At 69.5% G+C, this 24,901-nt stretch carries 29 protein-coding genes and 1 pseudogene; 22 read left to right on the plus strand and 8 right to left on the minus strand.

Features of this window, described 5'->3' with window-relative positions; translation table 11 throughout:
• Positions 1 to 61: 61 nt before the first annotated feature.
• Positions 62 to 1,531: a vanadium-dependent haloperoxidase gene (locus AC5L36_RS38510; RefSeq protein WP_441223627.1), complete on the minus strand. Its 1,470-nt coding sequence runs from the start codon at positions 1,529 to 1,531 to the stop codon at positions 62 to 64.
• A gap of 275 nt (positions 1,532 to 1,806) precedes the next feature.
• Between AC5L36_RS38510 and AC5L36_RS38515 the strand changes: the two genes are divergently transcribed.
• From AC5L36_RS38515 to AC5L36_RS38525, 3 genes and pseudogenes are all read left to right on the plus strand, one after another.
• A complete protein-coding gene (locus tag AC5L36_RS38515) occupies positions 1,807 to 2,268 on the plus strand; it encodes a hypothetical protein (protein WP_441223628.1) in 462 nt (153 codons plus the stop codon).
• Positions 2,269 to 2,467: 199 nt separating this feature from the next.
• A complete protein-coding gene (locus tag AC5L36_RS38520) occupies positions 2,468 to 3,238 on the plus strand; it encodes an AfsR/SARP family transcriptional regulator (protein ID WP_441223629.1) in 771 nt (256 codons plus the stop codon).
• Positions 3,239 to 3,246: 8 nt separating this feature from the next.
• A pseudogene (locus AC5L36_RS38525) lies at positions 3,247 to 3,431 on the plus strand (cytochrome c biogenesis protein CcdA); the annotation flags it as partial.
• Between the two features lie 537 nt (positions 3,432 to 3,968).
• Here AC5L36_RS38525 and AC5L36_RS38530 read toward each other — a convergent pair.
• Complete coding sequence (locus tag AC5L36_RS38530) at positions 3,969 to 4,112, minus strand: hypothetical protein (RefSeq protein WP_441223630.1); 144 nt, start codon at positions 4,110 to 4,112, stop codon at positions 3,969 to 3,971.
• A gap of 18 nt (positions 4,113 to 4,130) precedes the next feature.
• Entirely contained in the window at positions 4,131 to 4,568 is a 438-nt protein-coding gene (locus AC5L36_RS38535) for an NfeD family protein (RefSeq protein ID WP_441223716.1), read from the minus strand.
• A gap of 113 nt (positions 4,569 to 4,681) precedes the next feature.
• Here AC5L36_RS38535 and AC5L36_RS38540 point away from each other — a divergent pair, with 113 nt between their 5' ends.
• From AC5L36_RS38540 to AC5L36_RS38595, 12 genes are all read left to right on the plus strand, one after another.
• On the plus strand, positions 4,682 to 4,957 hold the full coding sequence (locus AC5L36_RS38540; RefSeq protein ID WP_441223631.1) for a hypothetical protein: 276 nt from the start codon (positions 4,682 to 4,684) through the stop codon (positions 4,955 to 4,957).
• Positions 4,958 to 5,277: 320 nt separating this feature from the next.
• Positions 5,278 to 5,742: a CBS domain-containing protein gene (locus tag AC5L36_RS38545; protein ID WP_441223632.1), complete on the plus strand. Its 465-nt coding sequence runs from the start codon at positions 5,278 to 5,280 to the stop codon at positions 5,740 to 5,742.
• Positions 5,739 to 6,932, plus strand: coding sequence for a PucR family transcriptional regulator (locus AC5L36_RS38550; protein ID WP_441223633.1), 1,194 nt, complete (start codon positions 5,739 to 5,741; stop codon positions 6,930 to 6,932). Before AC5L36_RS38545 ends, AC5L36_RS38550 begins: the two co-directional genes overlap by 4 nt.
• Before the next feature lie 56 nt (positions 6,933 to 6,988).
• The gene (locus AC5L36_RS38555; RefSeq protein WP_441223634.1) at positions 6,989 to 7,465 is read left to right on the plus strand and encodes a Na+/H+ antiporter subunit E; all 477 of its coding nucleotides are present in this window, start codon (positions 6,989 to 6,991) and stop codon (positions 7,463 to 7,465) included.
• A complete protein-coding gene (locus AC5L36_RS38560) occupies positions 7,462 to 7,743 on the plus strand; it encodes an MrpF/PhaF family protein (RefSeq protein ID WP_441223635.1) in 282 nt (93 codons plus the stop codon). The genes AC5L36_RS38555 and AC5L36_RS38560 overlap by 4 nt, the downstream gene beginning before the upstream one ends.
• 2 nt (positions 7,744 to 7,745) lie before the next feature.
• On the plus strand, positions 7,746 to 8,054 hold the full coding sequence (mnhG, locus tag AC5L36_RS38565; RefSeq protein ID WP_441223717.1) for a monovalent cation/H(+) antiporter subunit G: 309 nt from the start codon (positions 7,746 to 7,748) through the stop codon (positions 8,052 to 8,054).
• Positions 8,054 to 9,046: a DUF4040 domain-containing protein gene (locus AC5L36_RS38570; protein ID WP_441223636.1), complete on the plus strand. Its 993-nt coding sequence runs from the start codon at positions 8,054 to 8,056 to the stop codon at positions 9,044 to 9,046. The genes mnhG and AC5L36_RS38570 overlap by 1 nt, the downstream gene beginning before the upstream one ends.
• A complete protein-coding gene (locus tag AC5L36_RS38575; RefSeq protein WP_441223637.1) occupies positions 9,043 to 9,402 on the plus strand; it encodes a cation:proton antiporter subunit C in 360 nt (119 codons plus the stop codon). Before AC5L36_RS38570 ends, AC5L36_RS38575 begins: the two co-directional genes overlap by 4 nt.
• On the plus strand, positions 9,399 to 10,877 hold the full coding sequence (locus tag AC5L36_RS38580) for a monovalent cation/H+ antiporter subunit D family protein (protein ID WP_441223638.1): 1,479 nt from the start codon (positions 9,399 to 9,401) through the stop codon (positions 10,875 to 10,877). Before AC5L36_RS38575 ends, AC5L36_RS38580 begins: the two co-directional genes overlap by 4 nt.
• Positions 10,870 to 12,351 (plus strand): proton-conducting transporter transmembrane domain-containing protein, encoded by a 1,482-nt coding sequence (locus tag AC5L36_RS38585; RefSeq protein WP_441223639.1) that lies wholly within the window; start codon positions 10,870 to 10,872, stop codon positions 12,349 to 12,351. The genes AC5L36_RS38580 and AC5L36_RS38585 overlap by 8 nt, the downstream gene beginning before the upstream one ends.
• Positions 12,348 to 12,617, plus strand: a complete 270-nt coding sequence (locus AC5L36_RS38590; protein ID WP_441223640.1) for a hypothetical protein — start codon at positions 12,348 to 12,350, stop codon at positions 12,615 to 12,617. Before AC5L36_RS38585 ends, AC5L36_RS38590 begins: the two co-directional genes overlap by 4 nt.
• A complete protein-coding gene (locus AC5L36_RS38595) occupies positions 12,607 to 14,289 on the plus strand; it encodes a Na(+)/H(+) antiporter subunit D (protein WP_441223641.1) in 1,683 nt (560 codons plus the stop codon). The genes AC5L36_RS38590 and AC5L36_RS38595 overlap by 11 nt, the downstream gene beginning before the upstream one ends.
• Positions 14,290 to 14,811: 522 nt before the next feature.
• On the opposite strand, the gene AC5L36_RS38600 is transcribed toward AC5L36_RS38595, so the two are convergent.
• On the minus strand, positions 14,812 to 15,300 hold the full coding sequence (locus AC5L36_RS38600; protein ID WP_441223642.1) for an Rv1733c family protein: 489 nt from the start codon (positions 15,298 to 15,300) through the stop codon (positions 14,812 to 14,814).
• Positions 15,301 to 15,491: 191 nt separating this feature from the next.
• Here AC5L36_RS38600 and AC5L36_RS38605 point away from each other — a divergent pair, with 191 nt between their 5' ends.
• Together AC5L36_RS38605 and AC5L36_RS38610 are read left to right on the plus strand one after the other, a co-directional pair.
• Positions 15,492 to 16,733 carry a cation:proton antiporter gene (locus AC5L36_RS38605; protein ID WP_441223643.1) on the plus strand — a complete coding sequence of 414 codons (1,242 nt, stop codon included), beginning with the start codon at positions 15,492 to 15,494 and terminating at the stop codon, positions 16,731 to 16,733.
• A gap of 460 nt (positions 16,734 to 17,193) precedes the next feature.
• Complete coding sequence (locus AC5L36_RS38610) at positions 17,194 to 17,613, plus strand: STAS domain-containing protein (protein WP_441223644.1); 420 nt, start codon at positions 17,194 to 17,196, stop codon at positions 17,611 to 17,613.
• Positions 17,614 to 17,618: 5 nt separating this feature from the next.
• Here AC5L36_RS38610 and AC5L36_RS38615 read toward each other — a convergent pair whose 3' ends face one another.
• The gene (locus tag AC5L36_RS38615) at positions 17,619 to 17,936 is read right to left on the minus strand and encodes a hypothetical protein (protein WP_441223645.1); all 318 of its coding nucleotides are present in this window, start codon (positions 17,934 to 17,936) and stop codon (positions 17,619 to 17,621) included.
• 384 nt (positions 17,937 to 18,320) lie between these two features.
• Here AC5L36_RS38615 and AC5L36_RS38620 point away from each other — a divergent pair, with 384 nt between their 5' ends.
• Together AC5L36_RS38620 and AC5L36_RS38625 are read left to right on the plus strand one after the other, a co-directional pair.
• Positions 18,321 to 19,433: a serine hydrolase domain-containing protein gene (locus AC5L36_RS38620; RefSeq protein WP_441223646.1), complete on the plus strand. Its 1,113-nt coding sequence runs from the start codon at positions 18,321 to 18,323 to the stop codon at positions 19,431 to 19,433.
• A 463-nt stretch (positions 19,434 to 19,896) separates the two neighbouring features.
• Positions 19,897 to 20,145, plus strand: coding sequence for a hypothetical protein (locus AC5L36_RS38625; RefSeq protein ID WP_441223647.1), 249 nt, complete (start codon positions 19,897 to 19,899; stop codon positions 20,143 to 20,145).
• 341 nt (positions 20,146 to 20,486) lie between these two features.
• Here the strand turns inward: AC5L36_RS38625 and AC5L36_RS38630 are convergent, their stop codons facing one another.
• The gene (locus AC5L36_RS38630) at positions 20,487 to 20,855 is read right to left on the minus strand and encodes a hypothetical protein (protein WP_441223648.1); all 369 of its coding nucleotides are present in this window, start codon (positions 20,853 to 20,855) and stop codon (positions 20,487 to 20,489) included.
• Positions 20,856 to 21,406: 551 nt separating this feature from the next.
• On the minus strand, positions 21,407 to 22,021 hold the full coding sequence (locus tag AC5L36_RS38635; RefSeq protein ID WP_441223649.1) for an ATP-binding cassette domain-containing protein: 615 nt from the start codon (positions 22,019 to 22,021) through the stop codon (positions 21,407 to 21,409).
• Positions 22,022 to 22,898: 877 nt separating this feature from the next.
• Between AC5L36_RS38635 and AC5L36_RS38640 the strand changes: the two genes are divergently transcribed.
• The 3 genes from AC5L36_RS38640 (at position 22,899) to AC5L36_RS38650 (ending at position 23,829) form a co-directional block, all read left to right on the plus strand.
• Positions 22,899 to 23,099, plus strand: a complete 201-nt coding sequence (locus AC5L36_RS38640; protein WP_441223650.1) for a hypothetical protein — start codon at positions 22,899 to 22,901, stop codon at positions 23,097 to 23,099.
• A 223-nt stretch (positions 23,100 to 23,322) separates the two neighbouring features.
• Positions 23,323 to 23,448, plus strand: coding sequence for a hypothetical protein (locus AC5L36_RS38645; protein ID WP_441223651.1), 126 nt, complete (start codon positions 23,323 to 23,325; stop codon positions 23,446 to 23,448).
• Between the two features lie 198 nt (positions 23,449 to 23,646).
• The gene (locus tag AC5L36_RS38650; RefSeq protein ID WP_441223652.1) at positions 23,647 to 23,829 is read left to right on the plus strand and encodes a hypothetical protein; all 183 of its coding nucleotides are present in this window, start codon (positions 23,647 to 23,649) and stop codon (positions 23,827 to 23,829) included.
• A 577-nt stretch (positions 23,830 to 24,406) separates the two neighbouring features.
• On the opposite strand, the gene AC5L36_RS38655 is transcribed toward AC5L36_RS38650, so the two are convergent.
• Positions 24,407 to 24,730 (minus strand): DUF3040 domain-containing protein, encoded by a 324-nt coding sequence (locus AC5L36_RS38655; protein WP_441223653.1) that lies wholly within the window; start codon positions 24,728 to 24,730, stop codon positions 24,407 to 24,409.
• Between the last annotated feature and the right edge of the window lie 171 nt (positions 24,731 to 24,901).

Genomic DNA, 24,901 nt, shown 5'->3' on the forward strand with positions numbered 1-24,901 from the left:
GCCGGACGGCGAACGAGCCCGGTCGCCGCGGCGGCCGGGCCCTTCCCTCCGATCTGGATGGTCAGCGGACGTTGAGGAACCATTCGCCGATGTACCCGTCGCAGAAGTACTCGTAGTAGTCGGGCGTGGCGACCAGGCGGTCACCCTCAGCCTGGCATTCCTGCTCGGTCTGGAACGGGCCGAAGAAGTCCCACTCGGGTGCGGCCTTCAGGTAGTTGGCGGCGACGTGGTCCGCCACCCGGGTCCCCGTGGCCATGCCCTGGTCGGCGTCGAACTGGTAGTGCACCCCGAGGTAGATGCGGCTCCGCGCGTCCTCGGTCGCGGCCGCGCTGAAGGTGGTGAACGTGCGGGTCACGCCGATGGCGTGCGGGTCCTCAGTGGTCGCGGTGAACGTGATGTTGTCGGTGCCGAAGTAGTGCCGCATGGCACCCGCCCAGGCCGCGCCGAAGGTCGCATGGCCCGAGACGTACGCGGGGAACGGCGGTGAGAAGTTGACTCCGGCGGCCGTTGCGGACAGTGGCTCCCAGCCCGGCTCGGCCATAGTGGCTGAGTTGTTGTCGGTGTCGGCGAGGCGGATCGCGGTCTCCGGCCGCCACAGGTCAACGGCCGTCTGGTACTTGGCGTCCCACGAGGCGATGCCCGCGTCGGCCATGGAGAGCGCTACGAGGGCGAAAAGGCGCGCGTTCTGGAACTCGGTTAGCTGCCGCTGCTTGGCCACGATCTGGGTGTGCGCGTAGTGCTGGCCCGGCGGCTTGTACGTGCCATCCAGGTCGTTGGCCCAGAACCACGCGATCCGCGTCTGCTCGGCGGTCCGGGTCGAGCCGGTCTCCCGCCCGAGCTGCTTGACCTCGTTGACCTGCGCGGCGTAAAGCGGGCTGGCCAGCAGTTGGGCGGTGCTGGCGAAGCCGCCCGGCAGCGGCGGCCGTACCTGGGAGCCGGAGGTCAGCGCGAACGGTCGCACCAGGCCCCAGTTCGGCGAGGCCGCGTTGCCGGACCCGGTGGGTCGCCAGTCGCCCGGGTTGGTGCCCGGCGTGTAGGGGGTGTTGTTCGCCGAGCCGTCGTTGGCCCGCGCGTTGAGCATCGCCTGGGCGGCCGCGTTGCCGACCCGGATCGACTCGGTCTGCCCGGGCGACGGCGTCCGCCCCTCCTGCGCGGCGGTGAGGTCGGCGTCGAAGTTGAACTGGGGGAACACCGACCGGAGCACTGATACGGCGGCGTAGTCGATCATCGTGACGTGGAACAGGTTGACGCCGTTCGGGATGTCGACGCGCACCAGGTACGGCTCGGAGTCGCAGCCGAGACCCTGCCGCTCGTTCTCCTCGCAGGAGAACGACGTCACCGCGTCGTAGATCGCGCCGTGCATCATCGCGCCCGCCCGGGACAGCGTGGTGGGCGGCCCGCCGGCCTGGCGGTACGTGCGCAGCAGTACATCGTTCCAGAACAGCACATGGTCGGCGGGCGGTGCGGCGGCGGCCGGACCCGGCGTCGCCAGGAGCATGCCCGCCGCGGCGCAGACGGCCGCGAGCAGCACCGCACCGACTCTGCGTTTGATCGCTATGTGAGCCACTGGTTTCCCTCCCCGTTTCGTTCACGTGGTCGGTGCGGAGTCTTGGTGTAGGCACTACGGGTCCGCTACGTCCCGGCTACGGCGTCACTATCGGTTCGCTATCCACGCCGGCGGTTCGCTTTTCCACGCCGGGTCTTACCGGTTGCTTACGGAGATCCGTGGGCCCAGGCGGATCGGCGGCGGCCGTGCTGCACTGACTGAGACATTCACGGCCATCCACCTAGGGAAGGAGCCCAACGATGTCCGTAGCCACAACCCGGACCGCCGCCGGCAGTGCCGTCGTCGGCCTGGTGCTCGGTCTCGCGCTGGCGCCCGCCGCGCAGGCCGGCCCGCGCCCCGGCGTGCCGGCCACGCTGCGCCTGTCCTCCGGTCCGTACGCCGGCTTCGACCTCTGCGGTGGCGGCGCACCGACCGCCACGACCAGCGGTCCGGCGCTCGCCGCCACGCCGACCGCGCCTGGCGGCGGCTACTCGCCGCCCGGGACGCCGTACCCGACCGTGGGCGCCACCTTCGAGGTCGCCCGGCCCGGCACCGCGGCCTTCCTACGGCAGGACGTGCGGCCGTTCAACGGCTTCACCCTGCTGTACGAGGTGCCCGCCGGCACCCTGGCCGACGGCGACTACCGGTGGCGGCTGCGCGCCGTCGACCACGGCGTGGCGTCGGCGTGGTCCGCCTGGTGCGACTTCGAGGTTCGCACGTGATCGATTTTTCGTAGCGATGCCGTAACGGTCCGCGTCGGACTTGTCGGACCTGCCTCGTAGCGCGGCCAGTGATCGCCTCGTACGCTTCCATGCAAAGCACACTCGCGCTTACGGGGAGCTCGGGGAGGGCTGCGTGGGGGCTATCGCTTCGCCATTTTCGGTGCCGGTTGCCAATGTTCGGCAAAACCCTCTGGCCACCGTGGACTTCCGCGTCCTCGGTCCGGTGGAGGTGCTGCGCCAAGGGGTGCTGGTGCCGGTCCGCGGTGGCCGGGCCCGCGCGCTCCTGGCGCTGCTGCTGGTCAACGCCAACACGATCGTCAGCGGCGCGCAGATCGTCGACGCGGTGTGGGGCGAGCGCCCGCCCTCGACCGTGCGTACGCAGGTGCACGTCAGCGTCTCGAGCCTGCGCAAGCTGCTCGCCGGCGTGGGTGGGGCTTCGATCCAGACCCACCCCGCCGGCTACCGGCTGGCGGCCGATCCGCAGCGGATCGACCTGTCGATCTTCCTCGACATGTCCCGGTCCGGCCGGGCCGCACTGCGCCAGCAGCGGGTCGCCGAGGCGGCGCGGACCCTGCACCGGGCGCTGGAGCTGTGGCGCGGCACGGCGCTAGGCGGCGTCCGCGCGTCGTTCGTCCCGTCCACAGTGGTCCGTCTGGAGGAGCACCGGCTCACCGCCTTCGCCGACCGAGTGGCCGCCGACCTCGGGCTGGGCCGCCACCACGACGTCATCCCCGAGCTGCGCTCGCTCCTCGACGAGCGGCCACTGCTCGAACGCGCCCGCGCCCAGCTCATGGTCGCGCTACACCTGGCCGGTCGACGGGGCGACGCGCTCGCCGTGTACCGGGAGGGGTGCGCGCTGCTCCGCACCGAGCTCGGCGTGGATCCCGGCCCCGAGCTGGCCCGCGCACACGGCCACCTGCTACGCGCTCACGTCCCACTGCCGCAGAGAATCACTGGCATCCTGTCCTGACCACCGCGGGGTTCGCGCTGTTGCCGGCGTACCTGTCGTTCCTGGTCCTGGACGGCGATACCGCCAGCGGCACCAGAGGCGGGCGGTTGGCCGGGCACTGCTGCTGAGCGCCGCGATGACGGCCTGGTTCGTCGCGGTGTTCGGGGCGTTCGGGCTGCTGGCCGCACCGACCGCCGATCTGGTGGCATTTAGAGGTCGAGATGGTTGACGATCCAGGTGAGGATGGTGCGAATGATGCTGGCGATGGTGACGGGGCTGGTGAGGGCTGGATTAGGCCTGACCGGATTCCGGTCGTTCCCGTTGTCGAGCGGGCTCAGTGGGTGGCGGATTGGCGGAGTTGCAGGAGCGTTCGCCGCTGATCTGGATCAGTTACGACGGCATGCGGGGTTGTCGATCGCGGAGTTGGCCAAGCGGGCCGGGCAGGGTGCGTCGTCGGTGGGGATCTGCTGCGGGGCACGTGGGTGACGGGAGCCGTCGTGGGACAGGGTGTCCCGGCTCGTTGAGGTGTATGTGGCGGCACTGCCGCCGGGAGCGCTGAACGATGCGGGCGAAGAGACGCGTCGGTTTGGGTGATCTGAAGCGGTGGCGGGGGCAGCACAGCGATCTGGCGCGGCGTCTGACGCATCGCTCGCACAGGCCTGACGCAGCTTCACGAGCTGGCACGAAGGGGGTCCAGGAGCCCGGGCCGGTGGACGACACGGGCCATCGGATGAACGAAGGACTCGACGGATCAGCGGACCATGTCAGTGGGTGCGAAACCGGCATCGCGACGGACGGCGGTGTGGATGTCGGCGATCTGGTCGGGGGTGGCGGACTCGCCGACGAGCAGGCTTTGAATTTCGATGGCGAGGATGATCGCGATGACAACATCCATTTCTACCCCAACCCCGGTTCAGAAATCCCGCCAGACCATGGCGGTGGCGCCCTTGACCTCGATGACCCGCACACGCTCGCCGGGCTCCAGTACCTGGGTGGCGTCGTACGCGCGCGCGGTCCACAGCTCTCCGTCGATCTTGACGAGCCCGTGCTCGATGTCGACCTGCTCGAGGACCAGGCCGGTGGAGCCGGAGATGGCCTGCACACCCATCGGCGTTCCGTCGATCTCCACGTCCGACTGCCGATGGCGCTGGATGATTGGCCGCACCGCGACCAGCGTCAGCACGGAGACGATGGCGAACACCGCGGCCTGCACGGGCACACCAGCACCGAGGGCAGCGGCGATAGCGGCGGCGAACGCGCCGGTCGAAAACATGATCAGGACGAACGTGAACGTAAACATCTCGGCGACCGCGAGCAGTACCCCCAGAACGATCCAGAGAACGGCATCCACCCCTCGATCGTGGCACACCGGGCACTCGGGCGGCCGCGCCAGCGTGCTGACCGTCCTCGCGCTGGCTGATATTGGCGTACCGGAATATGGACCAAAGGCGATCACCGCCAAGCTTGGCAAGATCCGGTCCGTGGTCGGCGCCGACCTACGTCAGCCACCCCGAGGCCACCATGGGCGACCGGGTCGCTCACCTGATCGTCAGTAGGGCAATCGACCTGATCGAGTTCGACGACGAGTACGCCATCGGCAAGATCCGCCGCCGACGCGGTCGGGCGCACCCTGGTGGACTCGGCCCGGCGCACCCGCTACGGCGTCACGTGATCGGCGTCAGACAGTGGCCAGCACTTTCCACGTTCGACCAGGTGGAACGCTTCACCGCCGTCACCTGACCGGGCCCAAGCGAGCTGGCGGCAGCGGCGGCCGAGGGCCTGGCGTTTGGACCTGTCGCATGAACCGGAGCTGGATGTGCGCCTTAGCCGTTCCCGCTGCCGGACCGACGGCCCGAACACGGGCTACCGCTTCTTAGGGTGTCGTTCCGATCGCTTCACTGCCTGTCGGGCCTGAACGGGGGTGACCTTGCCGGCGGCCGGCAACAAACGAGGCCGTTTGCTTGGCTGTGTCGGTCATTGGTTCGGAGTCTCTGCATATCATAAGGTTGGGGTTTGCGGGGTTGAGGCGTCATTGGCGAGATCGGCGACGGGAGAGGTTTATGCGTGCTGCCGATGTCATGGAGACGCTGCCTTCCGTGCGGCTGGATGATGAGTTCCTGTCGGTGTTGCGGATGGTCTCGCAGCATGGGTGGCCGGGTTTGGTCGTCGTCGATGAACACGACCGCGTGGTGATGTGTCTGTCGTCGGTCGACCTGGTCAGGCTGGTGTTGCCGCGTTATCTGCACGATGGACCGGGCCTGGCGCGGGTGTTCGATGAGGAGCACGCGGACCGGATCTGCGCGGTGCTCGTCGACACGCCGGTGCGTGCTGTCGTCGGCGAGGTGGCCAAGCGGGTACCGGTGGCCCGCCCGCAGGCGACGGTTGTCGAGTTGGCCGAGCTGATGGCGCGGCGGAACTGTTCTCTGGTGCTGGTGGAGGGCGACGATGGCGGCACCCTGGGGGTCGTCAGCGCCAATCGCCTGCTCGGGGTGGTGGCGGCCGCGACCGAGGACAGGTCGAGGTGATCGTTGCCTCCCTGGATGGGTTGGGCGCCGGTGGTCCGCTGTCGGCCGAGGATCTCGCGGTTCTGGCCGCGAAGGCCAGCGACGACGCGGACCGGGTGCCGGCCGAGTTGCTGGACGGTTACCTGCGAACCCTGGTCGAGGTGAGCCAGAGCGGGCGGCGGCTTCACCAGAACGAGTTGGAGCGGTGGCGCGGGATCGGGGCGGCGGCGGCCGAACGCGGCATACCGATGCGGAGGTTGATCAATCTCTACCTGGTGGCGACTCGGTTGGTCTGGCCGTTGTTGCCGGGCGTGCGGGGTGCGGCGCCTCCGGAGCAGTTGCGGCTGAGTGGGGAGTCGGTGCTGCGGGCCGCGGACGCGGCCGTTATGACGTTGACGGAAGGTTACGAGGAGGTGCAGCGGTGGGTAGTGCGTCGGGAGGAGTCGCTGCGCCGTGAATTTATCGATGACCTGCTCGACGGGCGCGATGTTGGGCGGCTGGCTGAGCGTGCCGAGCGGTACGGTCTGCAGCTCGGCGGAACCCATGTCGTAGCCGCCGCGCGCGCGGCAGAGGCCTTTGTGGACGGCGGGTCAGCGGCGCGAGCGGTCGAGTCCGGGTTGCGGTTCCAGTTCGGGCCGCGGGACGTTCTGGTGAGTACGAAGGACGGCTTGTTGATCTGCCTGGCGCCGCACGGCCTTGACCTGGTTCCCGAGGAGTTTGTCCGCCAACTCGCCGGGGCCCTGCGGCCGGACGCCTCCTGGCGGGTTGGCATCGGCCAACCCCATTCCGGGCCAGGCGGCGCTGTGCGTTCGTTCGAGCAGGCGCGCAATGCGCTGGACATCGGTGACCGTCTCGACCTGCCCGAGCGTGTCCTTCGTGCCCGCGACCTGCTGGTGTACCAGGTGCTACGTCGTGACAGCGCCGCATTGTTCGAACTGGTCGTGGAGGTGCTGGAGCCGCTGCGCAAGACTCGGCTCGGTCCGGGTCCGCTGCTGGAGACGCTGGCGGCCTACTTCACGGCTGGAAGGGTCGCCACGGTCGCCGCTCAACGCCTGCACATCGGCGTCCGGACGGTTACCTACCGGCTGCGTCGGGTCAAGCAGCTGACGGGGTACGCTGCCGACGATCCTGCCGATGCGTTCGTCTTGCAGGTTGCGGTGTTGGGCGCTCGCCTGATCGGTTGGCCCGATGACGACGGCGGCCTCGCGTGAGGAGATCCGACGGTGCTGCCGCCGCCGCAGCGGGGTCGGGCGAGAGTGATGGGGCGATGCGGGCGGTGTTGCGGGCCGTGCCCGTTCTCGTCGTGTTCTGGTTGGTCCTGTCCGGGCACTTCGAGGTGCTGTTCCTGATCCTCGGTGCGGCGTCGGTCCTGCTGGTGTGCCTGCTCTGGCGTCGTGCCGGCGTTGTCGAGCGTGACGGGGTCACGTTGCCTCTGGTGCTGCGTCTGCTGCGATACCTGCCGTGGCTGGGTGTGGAGGTGCTTGTCTCGGCGTTCGCGGTGGCGCGCAAGGTGTGGGCGCCGCGGCCGGCGCTGCGGCCGGTGGTGGACTCGACGCCTTCCTCGGGTCTGTCGGTGTTCTCGCAGGTGGTGTACGCGAACTCGATCACATTCACGCCGGGCACCTTGTCCTTGGACGTGGACGACGACAGCATCAAGGTTCACAGCCTGGACGAGTCAGGCGTGGAGGGCCTGCGCGCCGGGGCGATGCTGCGTCAGGTCCGCCGTCTGGAGCCGCGCCGATGATGTTCGCCGTGATGGCCGCGCTGCTGGTCACCATGCTCCTCGCGCTGGTCCGGGCGTTCGTGGGGCCAGGTCGTTACAACCGCATCCTCGCCATCAACAATTTCGGCACGAAGACGGTGCTGTTCGTCGCGGTCGCCGGGTTCCTGTTCGGGCGGCCGGAGTTCCTGGACATCGGGATCCTGTACGCGCTGGTCAACTTCGTCGCGGTCGTCGCGGTGCTGCGGCTGACCCACCACGACGACCCGGTCGGTAGCCAGAACGGGGAGGATGGGGCTTGACCGTGCTCGACGTCGTCAGCGGCGTGCTGTTGTCCGTGGGCGCTGTATATGTCCTGTCCGGCGGGGTGGGACTGCTGCGGTTCCCGGATTTCTACACCCGCATCCACGCCGCCGGCATCACAGACTCGGCTGGTGCCGGCCTGATCCTGCTCGGCTTGCTGGTGCGGACACCCAGCTGGGAGACCGGTGTCCGCCTGGTGATCATCATGCTGTTCCTGGTGTTGACGGGCCCGACCGCGACCTACGTGCTTGCCTTCGCCGCCCGTCGGGACGGCGTTCCCATCTGGCACGAAGGTGACGGACGCCGCTGATGACGACGTTCGTGCTGATCAATGTCACCCTGCTTGTGATCCTGACCGCGACGGCGCTGACCGTCTCGCGGATGCGTGCGCTCTATGAGGCCACGATGCTGACCGCGTTGTTCAGTCTGGTCACCGCGTGTCTGTTCGTGTTGTTGGACGCGGTGGACGTGGCGTTCACCGAGGCCGCGGTCGGTGTCGGCATCAGCACGGTGCTGCTGCTCGGCGGGCTGAGCCTGACCCGTTCGCGGGAGACGGTCACGCCGCGCCGTCGTCGGCTGCCCGGTGCCGCCGTTGCTGTGCTGACCGGTGGCACGCTCATCTACGCCGCTCAGGATCTGCCCGGGTTCGGTGCCGCCGACACCCCGGTGCAGAACCACCCCATCACCGACGTCTACTTGCGACAGTCCCAAGAGGACATCGGTATCCCGAACACGGTGACCTCTGTGCTGGCCAGCTACCGCGGGCTGGACACGCTCGGCGAGCTGGTCGTGGTCGTGACCGCCGGGGTGGCGGTCCTGCTGCTGCTGGGGCCGCTCGCCCGGCCGGAGGACGCCGGCTGGCGTAAGAGTCTCGACCTGGTCGACTATCGGGTGCTGCGTGTGGTCAGCGGCATGTTGATGCCGTTCATCCTGCTGTTCGCACTGTATGTGCTGTTCCATGGTGACTTCGGCCCGGGCGGTGGGTTCCAGGCCGGTGTGATCTTCGCGACCGGGTTCGTGCTGTACGGGCTGGTTTTCGGCTTGGACAAGGCTCAGCGGGTGCTGCCGAAGGCGGTGCTGTGGTCGCTGATCCCGCTCGGCCTCGTGCTGTTCATCGGCCTCGGCGTGGTGAGCATGCTGCTCGGCGGCTCGTTCCTCGACTACAACACCCTCAGCCCCGGCGATCCCGCGGCCGGACAACACCTGGGAATCCTCTTGGTCGAGGCGGCCATCGGTATCACGGTCGCGGCGGTCATGACGTCGATCTTCTTCAGCTTCGCCAGCCGGAGGACGACGCGGTGATCGGATCCCACTATGTCTTCTGGCTGCTCTTCGCGCTCATGATGATCGGCCTCTACGTCGTCATCAGCCACGGCAACCTGCTCAAGAAGCTGATCGGCCTCGCCATGTTCCAAGTCGGGGTGTTTCTGTTCTTCATCAGCCTCGGCAAGGTCGATGGCGGCAGCGCACCGATCATCTCCGAGGGCGTGGAGACCTATTCCCATCCGCTGCCTCAGGTGCTGATCCTGACCGCGATCGTGGTGGGCGTGGCCACCCTGGCGGTGGGGCTGGCCTTGGCCGTCCGCGTGTTCGAGGCGTACGGCACGGTCGAGGAAGAGGAACTGCTCGAACGCGACCACGACGAGGGCAGCACGTGACGGCGCACCTGCCCGTGCTGCCGGTTCTGGTGCCGTTGGCCTGCACGCCGTTGTGCCTACTGCTGCGGTCCCGGACCGCGGCCTGGTTGATGTTCCTGCTGGCGGCACTTGGCTCGCTGCTCAGCGCCGTGCTGCTGGCGGTACGCGGGGCCGACGGCGAGACGATGCGCTACGCGGTGGGCGGCTGGCCGGCGCCGCAGGGTATCGAGTTCGTGATCAGCGGTTTCAACACGCCGGTACTGCTGCTGGTCTCGTTCGTCGCGGTGATCGCTGCGGTCTACGCCCGGCGCAGCGTCGCCGCCGAGATCGACACCCGACGCGTTCCCCTGCTCTACACGTGCCTGTGCCTCACGCTGACCGGGCTGCTGGGCATCACGGTCACCGGCGACGCGTTCAACGTGTTCGTTTTCCTGGAGATCAGCTCGCTGTCGTCCTACGCGCTGATCGCCATGGGGCGGCGGCGACGGGCACTGGTGGCCAGCTTCCGCTATCTGGTGATCGGCACCGTCGGCGCCACGTTCGTCCTGATCGGCATCGGCTTGGCCTACGCGGTCACCGGCACCCTCAACATGGCGGACCTGGCGCGGCGGCTGGCCGACATCGACGGCAACCGCGCACTGCTGGCCTCGGTGGTGTTCGTCTTCGTCGGCCTCGCGGTCAAGATGGCCGTGTTCCCGCTGCATGCCTGGCTGCCGGCCGCGTACGCGGAAGCTCCGTCGGCGGTCAGCACGTTCCTCGCCGCGGCCAGCACCAAGGTCGCGATCTACGTGTTCTGCCGGTTCGCTTTCACCGTGTTCGGCGCCACCCTGGTATTCGGGACCATGCCGATCGGTCCGGTGGGTCTATTGCTGGCCAGCCTGGCGATGCTGATCGGGTCCGCCGTCGCCTGTTTTCAGACCGACCTCAAGTACCTGCTGGCCTGGTCGAGCGTCGCGCAGATCGGCTACATCGTGGCCGGCATCAGCTTGGCGACCTCAGCCGGCGTGTCGGCGGGCTACCTGCACATGATCAACCATGCCGTGGTGAAGGCGGCGCTGTTCGGCGTGGCCGGACTGCTGTTGCTGCGGCTGGGTTCGGTGCGGCTCACCGCGCTGGCCGGCCTGGGCCGCCGGATGCCCTGGACCTTCGCCGCTGTCGTGATCGCGGGCCTTGGCCTGGTCGGTGTGCCACCGACCGCCGGGTTCGTCAGCAAGTGGGCGCTGGCGGCCGCCCTGCTCGACCAGGGCCAGTGGCCAGTGCTGGTAGTCATGCTGGTCAGCTCGCTGCTCGCCCTGGTCTACATCGGGCGCATCCTCGAGATCGCCTGGTTCCGGAACCCGGTGGAGCCCGGCGAGACAGCGAAGCCACCGGCCTCGATGGTCGCGGCGATCTGGGTCCTGGTCCTTGCCTCGCTCTATTTCGGACTCGACCCGACGGTGCCGGCCGGCCTCGCCGACGCCGCGGCGGACGCCCTGCTCGGGAACCGGGGTGAGTGAACTGTTCGCCGCATGGACCTCACCCGGCCAGGCTCTGGCGCTACCGGTCACGGTGGCCCTCCCGTTGCTGGGCCTTGGCGCCCTGCTGCTGTTGCGGCGCCACCCCAACGCGCGCGAAGGCGCGTCGCTGCTCAGCGGCATCCTGCTCGCCGCCGCCGTGCTCGGGTTGTGGCCGCAAGTCGACCGCGACCTGCGCTTCGAGCTGTGGACCTGGCTGCCCGGACTGTCGCTCGAGTTCTCCCTGGAGCCGCTGGGGCTGCTGTTCGCGACGGTCGCCGCCGTGCTATGGCCGGTGACGACCGTGTACGCCACCGGCTACCTGCGCGCCGACAACGAGCACAACCAAACCCGCTTCTATGCCTTCTTCGCGCTGACGATAACGGCCGCCATGTGGATCGCGCTGTCGGCGAACCTGGTCACCCTGTTCATCGGCTACGAGATCATGACCCTGGCGACCTGGCCGCTGGTCGCCCACAAGGGCAGCGCGGACGCCAGGCGCGGGAGCCGAACCTATCTCGTGGTGCTGCTGGCCACATCCATCGGGCTGCTGCTGCCCGCGATCGTGTGGACCTGGCTGCTGGCCGGCAGCACCGACTTTCGGCCCGGCGGGCTGCTGGCAGGCCACGCCGGGACCGCCGTGCTCACCGTACTGTTCGCCCTCTACCTGTTCGGCATCGGCAAGGCGGCGCTAATGCCGGTGCACCGCTGGCTACCGGCGGCGATGGTCGCACCCACCCCGGTCTCTGCATTGCTGCACGCGGTGGCCGTGGTCAAGGCCGGAGTATTCACTGTCCTCAAGGTCGCCGTCTACGTGTTCGGACTCGACACGCTCAGCGGCAGCGGCGCCGCTCGACCGATGATGTGGGTCGCGGCGTTCACATTGCTCGCCGCGGCATTGGTCGCGCTCCGCTCGGACGACCTCAAGCGGCGCCTGGCCTACTCCACAGTGAGCCAGCTGGCCTACATCGTGCTCGCCGCGACTGTGGCCCACGACGTGGCCGTGGCCGGCGGTGCGCTGCACATGGTGACCCACGCGGTCGGCAAGATCACCCTCTTCTTCTGCGCTGGGGCCATCTACATCACCGCCAAAAAGTCCCGCGTGAGCGAGTTGGACGGGCTGGGCCGCGCCATGCCGTGGACCTTCGCCGCCTTCCTGGCGGCCTCGATCTCCATCGTCGGCCTGCCGCCACTCGGGGGCACGTGGAGCAAATGGCTGCTGCTGCTGGGCACGGCCGAGGCCGACCAGATGGTGATGCTAGTCGTTCTGCTGGTGGGCTCGCTGCTGGCTCTGGCCTACCTGATGCCGATTCCGATGCGCGGGTTCTTCCTGCCGCCGCCCGGCCCGCTGGCGCACGGCGAGGCCCGCCTGAGCATCGCCGGGCCGCTGGTCTTGACCGCGGCCGGCTGCGTCGCGCTCTTCTTCGGCGCGCAAGCAGTGCTGGCACCGCTGGCCGGGATTCTGGAGCTGCCGTGAACGACGACGACCCTCGCTGGTTGGACGACCCCCGCAATGTGACCCGCGTCGTGTACGCCCTGGCCGTGCTCTGCGCCCTGGCGCTGCTCGCCGACCTGTTCTACCGCAAGCATCCACACTTCGGCTTCGAGGGCTGGTTCGACTTCTACCCGGTCTACGGATTCATCGGCAGTGTAGGGCTGGTGCTCTCGGCCAAATGGCTGCGGCGGTGGCTGCGACGCGACGAGGACTACTACGAGCGGCCGGAGCACCGCGATGACGACTAGCCCCGCCCTGTTGCTGATGGTCGGCGCGCTCGGCGTGCCGCTGCTACGTGGCTGGCCGCGCCGGATCCTGATGGTGGCGCTGCCCATCGCGGCGCTCGTCGTGCTGTGGCTGCTGCCCGAGGGCAGCGGCGCCACGTTCGAGTTCCTCGGCCTGGTCCTGAACCCGGTGCGGGTGGACGGGCTGTCTCGCGTGTTCGCCACCGGGTTCCTGATCGCCGCCCTGCTGACCGCTGTCTACGCACTGCACCTACGGGACTCGGTGCAGCAGACGGTGATTCTGGTCTACGCGGCCAGCGCCGTCGGCGGCACCCTCGCCGGGGACCTGCTGACCTTGTTCGTGTTCTGGGAGCTGGCCGGCCTGTCCTCGGCCCTGCTGATCTGGGCGGGCCGAACCGAGCGCAGCCATCGCGCCGCCATGCGCTACCTGGTCGCGCAAACGATCTCCGGACTGCTGATGCTGGCCGGAATCGTCTTCCGCGTAACGGCAGGCGAAGGGCTGCAGTTCAGCTACCTCGGGCTGGACGGGGCCGGCGGAGTGCTGATCCTGCTCGCGGTCGGCATCAAATGCGCCTTCCCCGTACTGCACGCCTGGTTGACCGACACCTACCCGGAAGCGACGATCGTCGGCGCGGTGGCGCTGTCGGCGTTCACCACCAAGTTCGCGGTCTACACCCTGGCGCGTGGCTTCCCCGGCGCCGAGCCGCTGGTGTGGATCGGTGCGATCATGACGGTGTTCCCGATCTTCTACGCGGTCATCGAGAACGACCTACGCCGCGTGCTCGCCTACAGCATGATCAACCAGCTCGGGTTCATGGTGGTGGGCGTCGGTATCGGCGGCTCGCTGGGCATCAACGGTGCCAGTGCGCACGCCGTGGCCGACATGGTGTTCAAGGGGCTGCTGTTCATGAGCATGGGCGCGGTGCTGATGCGGACCGGCACCGTCAAAGGCTCAGAACTCGGTGGGCTCTACAAATCGATGCCGCAAACCACCGTGCTGTGCATCGTCGGCGCCGCCTCGATCTCGGCCTTCCCGCTGTTCTCCGGCTTCGCGACAAAGTCGCTGATCCTGGAGGCGGTCGCGCAGGAACACCGGACCGTGATCTGGCTGCTGCTGCTGTTCGCCTCCGCCGGCGTGTTCCACCACGCCGGCATCAAAATCCCCTACTTCGCCTTCTTCGCGCACGACCGCGGCTACCGCGTCGCCGAGCCCCCGGTGAACATGCGCGCGGCGATGGCGCTGGCCGCCGTGGTCTGCGTCGCGATCGGCGTGGCACCGGCCCTGCTGTACGGGATCCTGCCCCACGACATGGACTACGTGCCCTACACGACGCCGCACGTGATCAACCAGCTGCAGCTGCTGCTGCTGGCCTCGATGGCCTTCACCGTGCTGGTCCGGACCGGCCTCTATCCGCCCGAGGTCCGGTCGGTGAACCTGGACTTCGACGTGGTCTACCGCCGAATGCTGCCGTCGGGCTGGCACGCCGTCAACGACGGCGCGGTGCGCGTTCGTATGCTCGCCACCCCGGTACGCCGTCACGCGGCACGGGTTTGGGAGGTTGGGACAGGGCCGCTGCGGCCGGGGGGACAGACTGCGGTGGGCTGGTCGACACATCTGATGGTGTGGTGGGTCGTGCTGCTCCTCGGCCTTGTGCTCCTGCTGGCATTGCTGTGACTCAGGCCACCTGAGACCTCATGTTCTCCACCTGGCTCGTCGACCGGTACGGATGAGGACGAACGACACCCCGATGTGGTCCTCGCAGCCATCCCAGCTCAACGGCGTCAAGGCAACCGGCCAGATCGCCACCATCCGGCGGCCGCACGTCCATGTCCTCGTCGTCACGCTGTCAGCAACACGGGCCGTCTCGCCGCGATCCGCGCCGGCGCCAGCCGGGCACGTTGGCCGAGGAGCAGCCGGCGACGAATTGTTCGACCAACCCGTCGACACCAGAACCGGAGGCGCCGTTCCTCCGGCCAGGCCCAGGCGCGGTGCGGCCCGCCGTGCGGTGATGTCCGGGCCATCGCGTCGGCCTTCAGCCGTGGAGAGCAGGGTTTCCCGGCGCACCTGGACCAAGAGCTAGCGGCGGTTCAGCGCGCGGCACTGTCTTCCTAGCGCAGGCTGGTCCGATTCGTGACGGATCGAGGCGCCCGACCATCGCGGGCCGGCACCTTCGCGCCCGCCTGTGTGTCGCGGCGGCTAGCGGCGTCGGCCACTCCAGCCCGGCTCGACCTGCTCCCATTCGCGGTCTATCGCCGTGTACCGGCGCCGACGGTCTGCTGTGCTGGTGACCTTGCCCAGCAGGCCGATGACGACCGCGCAGCTCAGCGCGGCCAACCCGGCCTGCAGGGCGGCCCGGGTCGCGGCTTCGTCGGCGGTGGCCGGCGCCTGCACGGGACCGCCTGCGCGGTCGACCCAGATGCGCACCGCCGTGCCGGCTGGCTGCTGCGGGGTGGCTGCCACCAGCCCGGTACGCGTTCGACCGTCCGGCATCGTCCACTGCGCGGGTGCCAGCGGCCGCATCGCGATCGAGGCGCCCGGCACCACCCGCGGCGGTCCGGAGTCCTGCAGCAGGATGGCGGCGACGGTGTGGCGCGAGGTTCGCTCGGCCACGCTCACCACCACCGCGGTCAGCCGGTACGGCGCAGGGTCCGATCCGCTGCGAGCAGGTTCGACGGCCACCGGCACCATCTCCTCGTTCACATGCTACGGCCGCCAGCCCGGGATGGCTGGCTACCGCCGTGTGCGAGCAGCCCGGCCGACCGGGGGCCCCACAGTCTTCTCGGCGACCCGTACGATGACCAGCGGAATACCCTTGGCGCGCCGGGAAGTCTGGTCGGCACCTGCAACCGTCATGTCCCAGATCGGAAGGCGCCCCGGTGCTGCTGCTGTGTTTCGCGCTCGTGCTGCTCGCGGCGGTGCTGCTGTCCAGCCTCGCTCACCGCACGATCCTGTCCACCGCGGTGCTTTTCCTGGTCGCCGGGTTCGCGCTCGGCCCGGACACCCTCGGCGTGCTCGATCTGCGCGCCGATTCGCCGATCGTGGCCACCCTGGCCGAACTGGCCCTGTTCGCGGTGCTGTTCACCGACGGGATGCGGGTCGGCTGGGCGGATCTGCGCACCGCGTGGCGGCTGCCCGGCCGCGCGCTGGGCTGGGGACTGCCACTCACCCTGCTCATCACCGCGCTGCTGGCCCACTACATAGCCGGCCTCGACTGGCCCGAAGCGCTGCTGATCGGAGCCGTCCTAGCCCCGACCGACCCGGTCTTCGCCGCCGCACTAGTCGGCAACGACAAGGTACCGGCCCGGCTGCGGCACCTGCTCAATGTCGAGTCCGGCGTCAACGACGGCCTCGCGCTGCCGTTCGTGGTCCTGTTCCTGGCCATCGCGGCCGGCTCCGAGGATCTGCATCTGGGTGAGCTCGGCCTCGAGCTGGCGGTCGGCGTCGTAATCGGGGTAGGTGTGCCGTGGCTGGCGCTGCGGCTGGAGAAGACCCGGTTCTTCGCCGCCTCCACCGCCTATGAGCCCTTGAACGCGGTCGCGATCGGCCTGCTCGTCCTCGCACTGGGCACGGTCACGCACGGCAACCTGTTCCTGGCAGCGTTCACCGCCGGGATCACCGTGGCCACGTTCGGCCCCCGCCAGCGGGAGGCGTTCGAACACTTCGGCGAGCTGATGGCCGAGCTGTTCAAGCTCGCCGCGCTGCTGGTCTTCGGCGCCCTCATCTCGATCCAGTTTCTGGGCGAGATCTCCTGGACCGGCTGGGTCTTCGCCATCGCGGCGATCGTGGTGGCCAGGCCGGTCGCGCTCGGAGTGTCGTTCCTTCGCTCCGGGCTGTCCCGGACCGAGCAGTTCGCCGCGATGTGGTTCGGGCCGAAGGGCTTCGCCTCGGTGGTCTACGGGCTGCTGGTCCTGGAGTCCGGCATCACCGCCGGCGACGAGGTGTTCCACCTGGTCGCGCTCACCATCGTGCTGTCGGTCGTGGCGCATTCCTCGACCGATATCCTCGTCGCCCGCACCTTCGACCCGGCCCGCACTGCTGCCTGGCATCACATACGCCGCCGCCCTCCCAGCGGCGGCCCTGACTCGGCGTCATCTGCGGCGTCGAAGGCGGCACCGTGACTGCGCTAACGGCCTGCCACCCCGGTACCGGTCGAGGACACACGCGTCGTGCGGGCGATCGCGGTGTGCCGCGCGGCCGGCCCCGTTGCGTGGGGCGGCGGCCTTGGGCCCGCATGCCGTGCATCTGATCGCGGCCCGCTGGCGACCGGACCGAGTTCCACCGTGGAGCGAGCGGCTCGCAAGCGGGCCACGCACCATTTTCCTCACACCGCCCCCGGCCCCGCAGCGAGCCCGGACGCGCCAGCTGGCCCCTCTTTTTGATCATGACCGGTTCGGCCCTCGTCACGGCCTCCGCGCTGATGGCTTCATTCTGGCGGCCGTGTAGCCGCTGCGGGCCCGACCCACCTTGTAGAGCACGGTAAGGGCGAGCCGCCGCTGGCGCGTCTGTCCACAATGCAACTCCTCGAATGGACGGGTCACGGCGGCTCGCCGTCCCGCGCCTGGTCCGGGTTTGGGCACGGTGACGCACGTGTATCCGGCGGACGGCCAGGTGGTGCTCGCGCTACGCGGCACCCTGGACCAACCGGCGGCGACCGGACTACACGCCGCGATCACCACACACGCGGCGGACACCGCCGCCGTCGTGGACCTGCGCGACGTTGAGCACGTCGACCCAGCCGCCGTGGACTGCCTCGTCGCCGGAAACTGGGTCTGCGCCGTGGCCGGCATCCACCTGGCGGTGCGTGGCGCATCGCCGCTAGTACGCGGCCTGCTACGCCTGCGCGCCAGCGGCCGCGAGCAGTCGCCAGCCGGCCGCGACGGGCCAGGCTGGCGCTGTACCCCTCGGAACACGGCTTTGCGCCGCCAGCGCGCACGCGTCGACGGCGGTGGTCCGCCTGGGCGGACCGCCGTCGCGGCCAGGCCCAGACGTGGCCGGTGAGACTGTCAAGCGGGCTGTGCGGCGCCCCAGTAGTGGGTCCGAACCTCCACCGCATGGTGGTCGGCGAGGGTGTTACCGACCATCGGTGGATGGTTCGGGGCGGTGTTGATGATCTGGCGGGTATGCGGCACCCGCACCGCCTCCCCCTCCAGAGCGGCCTGCTCGAGGTCGACCAGATGGGTGGAGCGCCGGATCAGGCCGTGACTGATCGCGACGGCGCCCCATGGGGCGTTCATGTCAGTGGGGTACTGGTAGACAGCCGTGATCTTCCCGACCGGCTGGTTGCCGCTGTCGCGCAGATGCCGGCCGATCAGGTCATCCATGGGCGTGAGCATGTCGCACCTCCAGCGCTGGCTGTGATGCACGGTGACCCGACCGACGCGCTGCCGGCGGCGCGCGACGCGACAGCTACCGGGGTATGCGAAGAAATCGTCATCGGTGGCCTCGCTGGTCGGGGGACGTGCCTGACATTTGCCGACCAGACTTCCCGGCGCACCTAACCCATAGCCTACGGCCCGCCACACCGAAACACAGCCCACCAACCGAACCGCGATGCCTTCCCCGGGCCGAAACCGCCAGACGGCGACATCGGGCCGATCAGCTTCGGGTAGGCTGCAATGTAGGTGCGCCGGGAAGCCTGGTCGGCATGGCCACAACCGTGCGGGGGTTATGCCGATGCCGGCCAGATGGTGCGTTCGAGGTGCCCGGTGAACGGCCGGGTCGCGATGGGTGGGTGGGTCGACAGCCAGTACAGCGCGGTCTGTGACGCCTTCGCCGATCAGATGAACACCGGGCGTGCCGCCGGCGCGGCCGTCGCCGTGGTCCAGGACGGGCGGCTGGTGCTGGACTTGCACGCTGGCTGGCAAGATCCCACGCGCAGTGTTCCGTGGTCGGCGCGGACGTTGACACCGTTGTTCTGCCTCGGCAAAGCCGTCACCGCGCTGGCAGTGCTCATGCTGGCCTCCCGCAGGCTGGTGGACTTGGACGCCCCGGTGGCCCGTTACTGGCCGGCGTTCGGCGCCGCCGGCAAGGACCAGGTGAGCGTGCGGCAGCTGTTGTCCCACAGCGCTGGCTTGCCGGCCTTCCCGATTCCGCGGCCGGCCCGGCTGATCCCGTACTGGCAGATCCTGGTCAACGACCTGGCCAACGCCGCCCCGCTGTGGCCGCCGGGCACAGCGGTCGCCGAACACGCGCTGACCTACGGGCACCTGGTCGGTGAGCTGGTCCGCCAGGTCGACGGCCGCACCCTGGGGGTGTTCTTGCGCGACGAGATCGCCCGCCCGGCACAGCTGGACCTCGCCCTCGGCCTCAACCCGAAACAGCAGACCCGCGCCGCCCAGGTGCGGCACGCGGACGAGCAGTGGCTGCCGCGCACGCTCGGCCTGCCCTACACGCCGCGCCAGCGGGCGTTGGACTGCCCAGTCGGCGCGTTCGACCCGGACGTCATCAACAGCGCGTACTGCCGCGGCGCCCCACTGCCGGCCGTGAACATCTACGGCACCGCCCGTTCGGTCGCGATGCTCTTCTCCACCGTGCTGTCCGCCAGCCGGCACCAGAACGCCTCGTTGCTCGATCCGGTGCTGGCCACCGACCTCGGACGGGTCCACATCGAGGGGTACGACCTGGTGTTGAACCGGTCGGTCCGCCGCGGTCTGGGCGTCATCATCGAGGACGACGGCAGCTGGGGCGTCGGCGCCCTCGGCGGCAACCTGCTGGCCGTGGACCCGGCCGCCGGTCGGATCGTCGTGTACCTGTCCAGCGAGCTCGGCGACGAGCACGCCGCAGCGGCGATCCTGAAAGCGGCGCGCGGCTGCGGATGACTCCGGCGGCCGGCGCGCATCCCCCTCCTCCGCCGCGCCGGCCGCCGGTCCACCGATCAAAGGTTGGTGGCCTTACCCGCCGGCCGGGTGGGGTGATCGCCAGGTGTGCCCGGAAGTCGGGTCGGCGTCGTAGCTGTCGTGACCACCTCGACCGGGCAGCGCTTGTGCGGGCCCACGACGTGGCTGCGCTGTTCCCGAGCGGTCGCAGTGGACACACCGCCGTTGAGCGGTGGCCCGGCTGCTGGCCGGGTAGAACCCTGCCCCGGGCTGATCGTGGTCGACGACGCCGGCCGACCGAAGACGATCCTGCCTGGCACGCAGGTGCCGGGGGATGGCGTTCCCGTCGTCCTGCCAGGGCGACCCCACGCCCCGTTGACGTTCCTGGCCTGCGAGCGGCTCGGCGTACCGGCCACCCGTTCCTGATCGCCGAGGTCCCTGCCTCCAATATCGGCGTACCTCCACATTGGTCGGTGACCGGCCGAGCATCATCTTCGCCAGCCGCTCCGGCACGTCCCAAAACGACGCCCTCACCCATCCCGCCCCGCTCGTGCTGCTCCCGTTGGTCGTGTTCATCGGGCTGTGCCGGATCCTGTTCCGGGCCGCGTTCCGGTACGACCCGCGCGGCCGGCCGCGCAGGTCGGCACCCTCCGAACGCGACGCGGCTCGCAAACCCGCCTGCCCGTGGTCAGCGCGGTCGTGCGCGCCGCGGTGACCGCCGCGTTCGTGCTGCCACCGCGCTGCACCTGAGCTGTCGGTGGTGGCGATCGTTGGCGGGCTGGGTGCTGCTGGTCCGGTCCCGGCGCGAAGCCGGCGACGTCGCCCGGGACGTGGAATGGCCGATGTTGTGTTCTTCGCCGGCCTGTTCGTCATAGTCGACGCCCTGGTCAACACCGGCGTCATCGAAGAATCCTCCGCGCTACCACCGACGCGACCGAAGGGGCGGCTGTTCCCGCCTCGATGGTGCTGCTGTGGGCCCGGCGGTGCTGTCCGCGATCGCGGACGACATCCCGTACGTGGCCACGATGAGCCCGGTCGTCGCCGACAGGGTCAACATCAGCCGGGTGGGCGTTGGTCATCGTCGCCGGTCTTTTCCGCGTTGTCCAGCAGGTCGTACAGTTCTGCGTCAAGGGCGGCATCGGCTTGCACCGCCCGGAGCCGGCGGTAACCCACACCGACCAGGGCGGCGAAGGCGAAGGCGAGAAGCTGCCCCTGCCCAAGCAGTCCTTGCCCGAGCAACTCGCCGGTACCGTCGACGAGGAAGCCGACGAACAACAAATAGCCCAGCCCGGTGACGGCGGCGGCGGTTTGTACCCGGCTCACCACGGCGGCGCAGACACCCGCGGCGACCACGACCGTGATCAGGCGTCCGGACGCCTGCTGCGGCGCGAGGAAGCTCTCGGCCGCCACGGTGGCCGCGACCATGGCCGCGGCCCCCACGGTCAGTTCAAAGGGACCAGGTCGCGTGCTGAGGAACCACCTAGGCTCACGCATCCCAGTCACCGGCCACTTCCCGGTCCGCTACCTGCCGGCCTCGGCGAGGCGGCCAGGCCTGGGGGTGATCCCGATGTGGTAGTCGGCTGGCGTCCGCTGTGGATCGTTCGAGCGCTGATGACGGTGGGCTCGGGGTTCACGATCTGTCCACAGGCGAGGCAGAGCGCGGCGGACCTTGCCGCCTTCGCCGGCGGGTGGAGTATGCCGTTCGAGGCGAGCTGCCGTGCCCGTGCCATGGGTCAGCCTCCTGCCGGACCGCCGACCAGCCTTCCCGGCACACCTGTGCCCAACGTATGCTGCCCCGGCAGCCGACGCAACGCACACGGCCGACCTCGCCATGACTTCGTCTCCCAACGGCCCAGGTAGGAGCCCGCGCAGGGCGAGTTGGCCACCGCGACCGCCTCGCGCAGTCCGGGCCGGTACTGATCGGGTGGCCGACGCGTTGAATACCGGATGCGGATGGGTCGGTCGACGGAGCCCCGCTACGCCGAGCTGAGCCATCCGGACGCCGTAGACGGTGCGTCGGTGTGCCGGGCCCGGGCAACGCCGTCAACAGGTTCTGCGTCCACCACGGCCACCCGGTTGGCGGCGGTGTCGATGTGGTCGAGGCTTCGGGTAGCCGTGACAACGGCCGCGCCGGCGGCGGTGAGCTCAGCAATCAACTGGTGCAGGCTGGCACGAAGCGATGGCGGTGCGGGTTCGGCGGGTTGGTCGAAAATCAGCAGACCGGGACGGTGCGCCACCGCGACCGTGATCCCGACGATCCGACGGCGAAAGGGGTTGAGCCGACCGATCCGCGCACCGGGATCGACGCTGAACCGTTCGATCAGAGCCTCGACCCACACTCGGTCGTGACCGCCGTGTAAGACGGCGTAGAAATCCAGCAAATCCCGCACCGTGTAGCGCGGGTCTACCGCGATCCGTGCCGGCACGTAACCCACCCGGCGGCGGATGTACGGATCGTTGGCTCGGCCGCCGAACACCCGCACCACGCCGCTGGCCGGCTCATCTACCCCCAACAGCAGTCGCAGGATGGCCGTCTTGCCCGCCGCGCACGGACCCACCAGGGCCAACGTTTCGCCAGCCTGCACCGTCATGTCGAGACGATGAACGCCACGGGAGCCGACCCGCCGAACCACGCTGTCCATCCGCACCGGCGGCGCGTTCACCCGGCCCGCCAGGACAACGGCGGCCACACCAACCGCGACATCTCCAACATGCGCCAACCTCCGGCCACGGCAGCAGGACCCCTGCCGACCAGACTTCCCGGCGCACCTACCGGAACCATAGCGGTGCTGGACGCCCGCGGGACACGGCTGGCGATACACGCTGGCCGATCCGTCCGCGTCTCAGCGCGGACGGCCACGACAGGTCGGCCCTTTCGGCTCCACCGCGACGGCACAACGGTGGTGGTGTGCGTCAGATGGCGCCTGGTGGCTCGACGAAGCTCCCTACGTGAGGGTGAGGCAACGACAGGACGCGCCCTATCCATGCCCCTGACCCTGGGTCGCGGTCGCGGCCCGTACGATGGGCCTCGAAACACCCTTGGCGCGCCGGGAAGTCTGGTCGGCACCTCCGCTTTCGTGTCCCGGATTGGAAGGCGCCCCCGGTGCTGCTTCTCGGCTTCACACTGGTGCCACTCACCGCTGCCGTGCTGGGAAACCCTGGCTCCCCGAACCACGCGGTCAACAGCGGTGTTGCACCTGATCGTCCGCGCCACAAGTACCACCACACTTCGTTGCCGACTGCGGCCGTTGACGACGTCGGTTCACCGGAGGCGACGGGCACACCATGAACCCGCCGCGCACCTGCCATCCCATGCCCGACGCGGGCGGCCGCCCCGTACGGCGCCGCCGCACGACCGGCCGGCCGCGTTCCTCACCCGTGCGGCACAGGTGCCCGGCCACGCCGCCCAGCCCCGAGGCTATTGATCGGGGGCCGGCCGGCAACCCAAGCCAGCCAACCCGCGGCGGCGTGGCAGGTCACATAGCGGCGACAGCACTTGATCGCCTCACCGGCGCGGACGACGGCTACCGGTCCGTCCAACAGTTGCGCAGCAACGCAGAGGTGTACCCACGCTGGCCGCTGGTGTTGATCACGGTTGGCAGCGCCATCCTCACCGCCGCCGTGACGACGACCATTGTCCTCGCGGTCGTATGGCTGTTCGGCGCCTGACCGCTGCCGTGGACCCGGCAGTCTCAGACCAGCGGCCGCAGTTAGGCACTCTGTGTCCGCGACACGGGTCGCCGAGGTCAGTCGTGCCGCGCCAGCGCCGACGGGCGACCAGCGCCGACAGCATGAGCGGCCACGCCGGGGACCGCATCGTCCGCCGCACCGGGCAGGACGGCAGATGGCCCGACGGTCGCGAAGCCGTTGACACACCGACCCGGGTGCACCGATGAACGCGTCCACCCCGCGCAGCCGCTACCTCGACATGCTGCCCGCCACCGCGATACTCCGCGTCTATATGCAGCACGCGTTGTGGACCAGTTGGCTGGCCGCGCTGTTCCGTCCATGGCGGTGATGTTCGCCGTCGCCGGCTGCCTGACCGCAGCCTCATTGGAACGGGGCGGCCCGGTCCGGACCGTCGGTTCGCGAATGCGACGTCTGCTGCCGCCGCCGTGGGCGTTGGCCGTGGTGGCGGTGCCGTTGATGCTGGCCCGCGGTTGGCTGGCCGACCCGGACAGCCCGCTGCGGTGGCCGGATCTGGCACCTGCCGGCCTTGTTCGCCGCCGGCGGCCTGCTGATGCTCGCCGAAGTCGACCTGTCCTGCGGACGCGGCTACGCGGCCACCCTCGGGCTGGGGGTACTGACTACGGTTGCCACCGTCGTCTGTGTCGGCTGGGTTGAGGACCTGGCCGCCCGGCGACGGCCGGTGCTGCTGCCGCCGGCCCGCCTATCCTGAACCGGTCACAAGCCTGGTGGGATGGGGTCGGTTACCGATTGTGGTACACGTTGAAAGTGGGGCGCGGCCAGGGATACGAAACATGGACTCTGCTGCTGCATGCTACGACCGCCCACGTGAACAGGTGCAACTGCTGCTGCTCGCCTCAATGGCCTTCACCCAGCTGATCCGCACCGGCCGCTACCCCGCCGCAGATCCGTGCAGTGACCCGGGACCTCGACGCGGTCTACCGCAGCAACCCGCACACTGGTACGCGTTCGGCCGGGAACGAGCGGACCGCAACGCGACAAGCTACGCACACCACTACAGTTTCCGGCCGCCGCGTGGTCGGAGGCCGCCACCGCCCCCGCTTCGGGCCACCGGACGGATTGCCAGCCGTGGCCGACCCGTCGATGCTCTGGTGGACTGCGCTACTACTCGGCCTCGTGCTCCTACGGACCTGCTGTTGGTGCGCCATCCTCGTCCAGCGCTCGCCGCCTCGCACGCCGTCACGCTGTCCGCCACCGACCCGACATGGCAGGCGCCTGCCGGGCAGCGGCCGCAATCCTGGGCCTCGGGCAACGTCCCAGGGGACGGCTCACACGAAGAACGGCGGGCCCTCGGTATCGGGGCGGGGCGGGCCGTCGCCGCGTTGACGCGGGTTCTGCAGCAGGTGCCGGGTACAGACGATCGCCAGTAGTGCCGCCGACCAACCCAGCAGCAGACCGATCACCGGGTACCCCGCCGCGCACACCACGACGATGGGCAGCACGGCGCTGAGCAGGATGATGCGGCGGCGGCGCCGGTACTCCCACGGGGCGCATGGCGTGCCCCGGGCCAGCGCCGCGGCGAATCGGGGGTCGTCCCGCGTCACGGCCGCGGTGAGATCGTGAAGCCGGCGGTGGTGTTCACCTTCGAGCATGCCGTCCCCCTTTCGACCTTGATGCGAGATGGCGGCACAAGGCGGGACCTCCGGTGGCCCACGGTGCTGTCGAAGCGATCGGCCCCGCCCGGGCAGTGGACGCGGATGTCGCCGCCGGCCACCGGTGCGGCGAGCGCACAACGCGACACGATGGCGGGACAGTCATGAGCG

It is taken from the genome of Phytohabitans sp. LZ39 (assembly GCF_059359075.1).

Coding starts and splice junctions, on each gene's coding strand:
- AC5L36_RS38570 (WP_441223636.1), top strand. CDS start 8,054: ATGACGACGTTCGTGCTGATCAATGTCACCCTGCTTGTGATCCTGACC.
- AC5L36_RS38560 (WP_441223635.1), top strand. CDS start 7,462: ATGATGTTCGCCGTGATGGCCGCGCTGCTGGTCACCATGCTCCTCGCG.
- AC5L36_RS38645 (WP_441223651.1), top strand. CDS start 23,323: ATGAACGCGTCCACCCCGCGCAGCCGCTACCTCGACATGCTGCCCGCC.
- AC5L36_RS38635 (WP_441223649.1), bottom strand. CDS start 22,021: ATGACGGTGCAGGCTGGCGAAACGTTGGCCCTGGTGGGTCCGTGCGCG.
- AC5L36_RS38615 (WP_441223645.1), bottom strand. CDS start 17,936: ATGGATGACCTGATCGGCCGGCATCTGCGCGACAGCGGCAACCAGCCG.
- AC5L36_RS38655 (WP_441223653.1), bottom strand. CDS start 24,730: ATGCTCGAAGGTGAACACCACCGCCGGCTTCACGATCTCACCGCGGCC.
- AC5L36_RS38530 (WP_441223630.1), bottom strand. CDS start 4,112: ATGGATGTTGTCATCGCGATCATCCTCGCCATCGAAATTCAAAGCCTG.
- AC5L36_RS38555 (WP_441223634.1), top strand. CDS start 6,989: ATGCGGGCGGTGTTGCGGGCCGTGCCCGTTCTCGTCGTGTTCTGGTTG.
- AC5L36_RS38630 (WP_441223648.1), bottom strand. CDS start 20,855: ATGGTCGCGGCCACCGTGGCGGCCGAGAGCTTCCTCGCGCCGCAGCAG.
- AC5L36_RS38595 (WP_441223641.1), top strand. CDS start 12,607: ATGACGACTAGCCCCGCCCTGTTGCTGATGGTCGGCGCGCTCGGCGTG.
- AC5L36_RS38545 (WP_441223632.1), top strand. CDS start 5,278: ATGCGTGCTGCCGATGTCATGGAGACGCTGCCTTCCGTGCGGCTGGAT.
- AC5L36_RS38515 (WP_441223628.1), top strand. CDS start 1,807: ATGTCCGTAGCCACAACCCGGACCGCCGCCGGCAGTGCCGTCGTCGGC.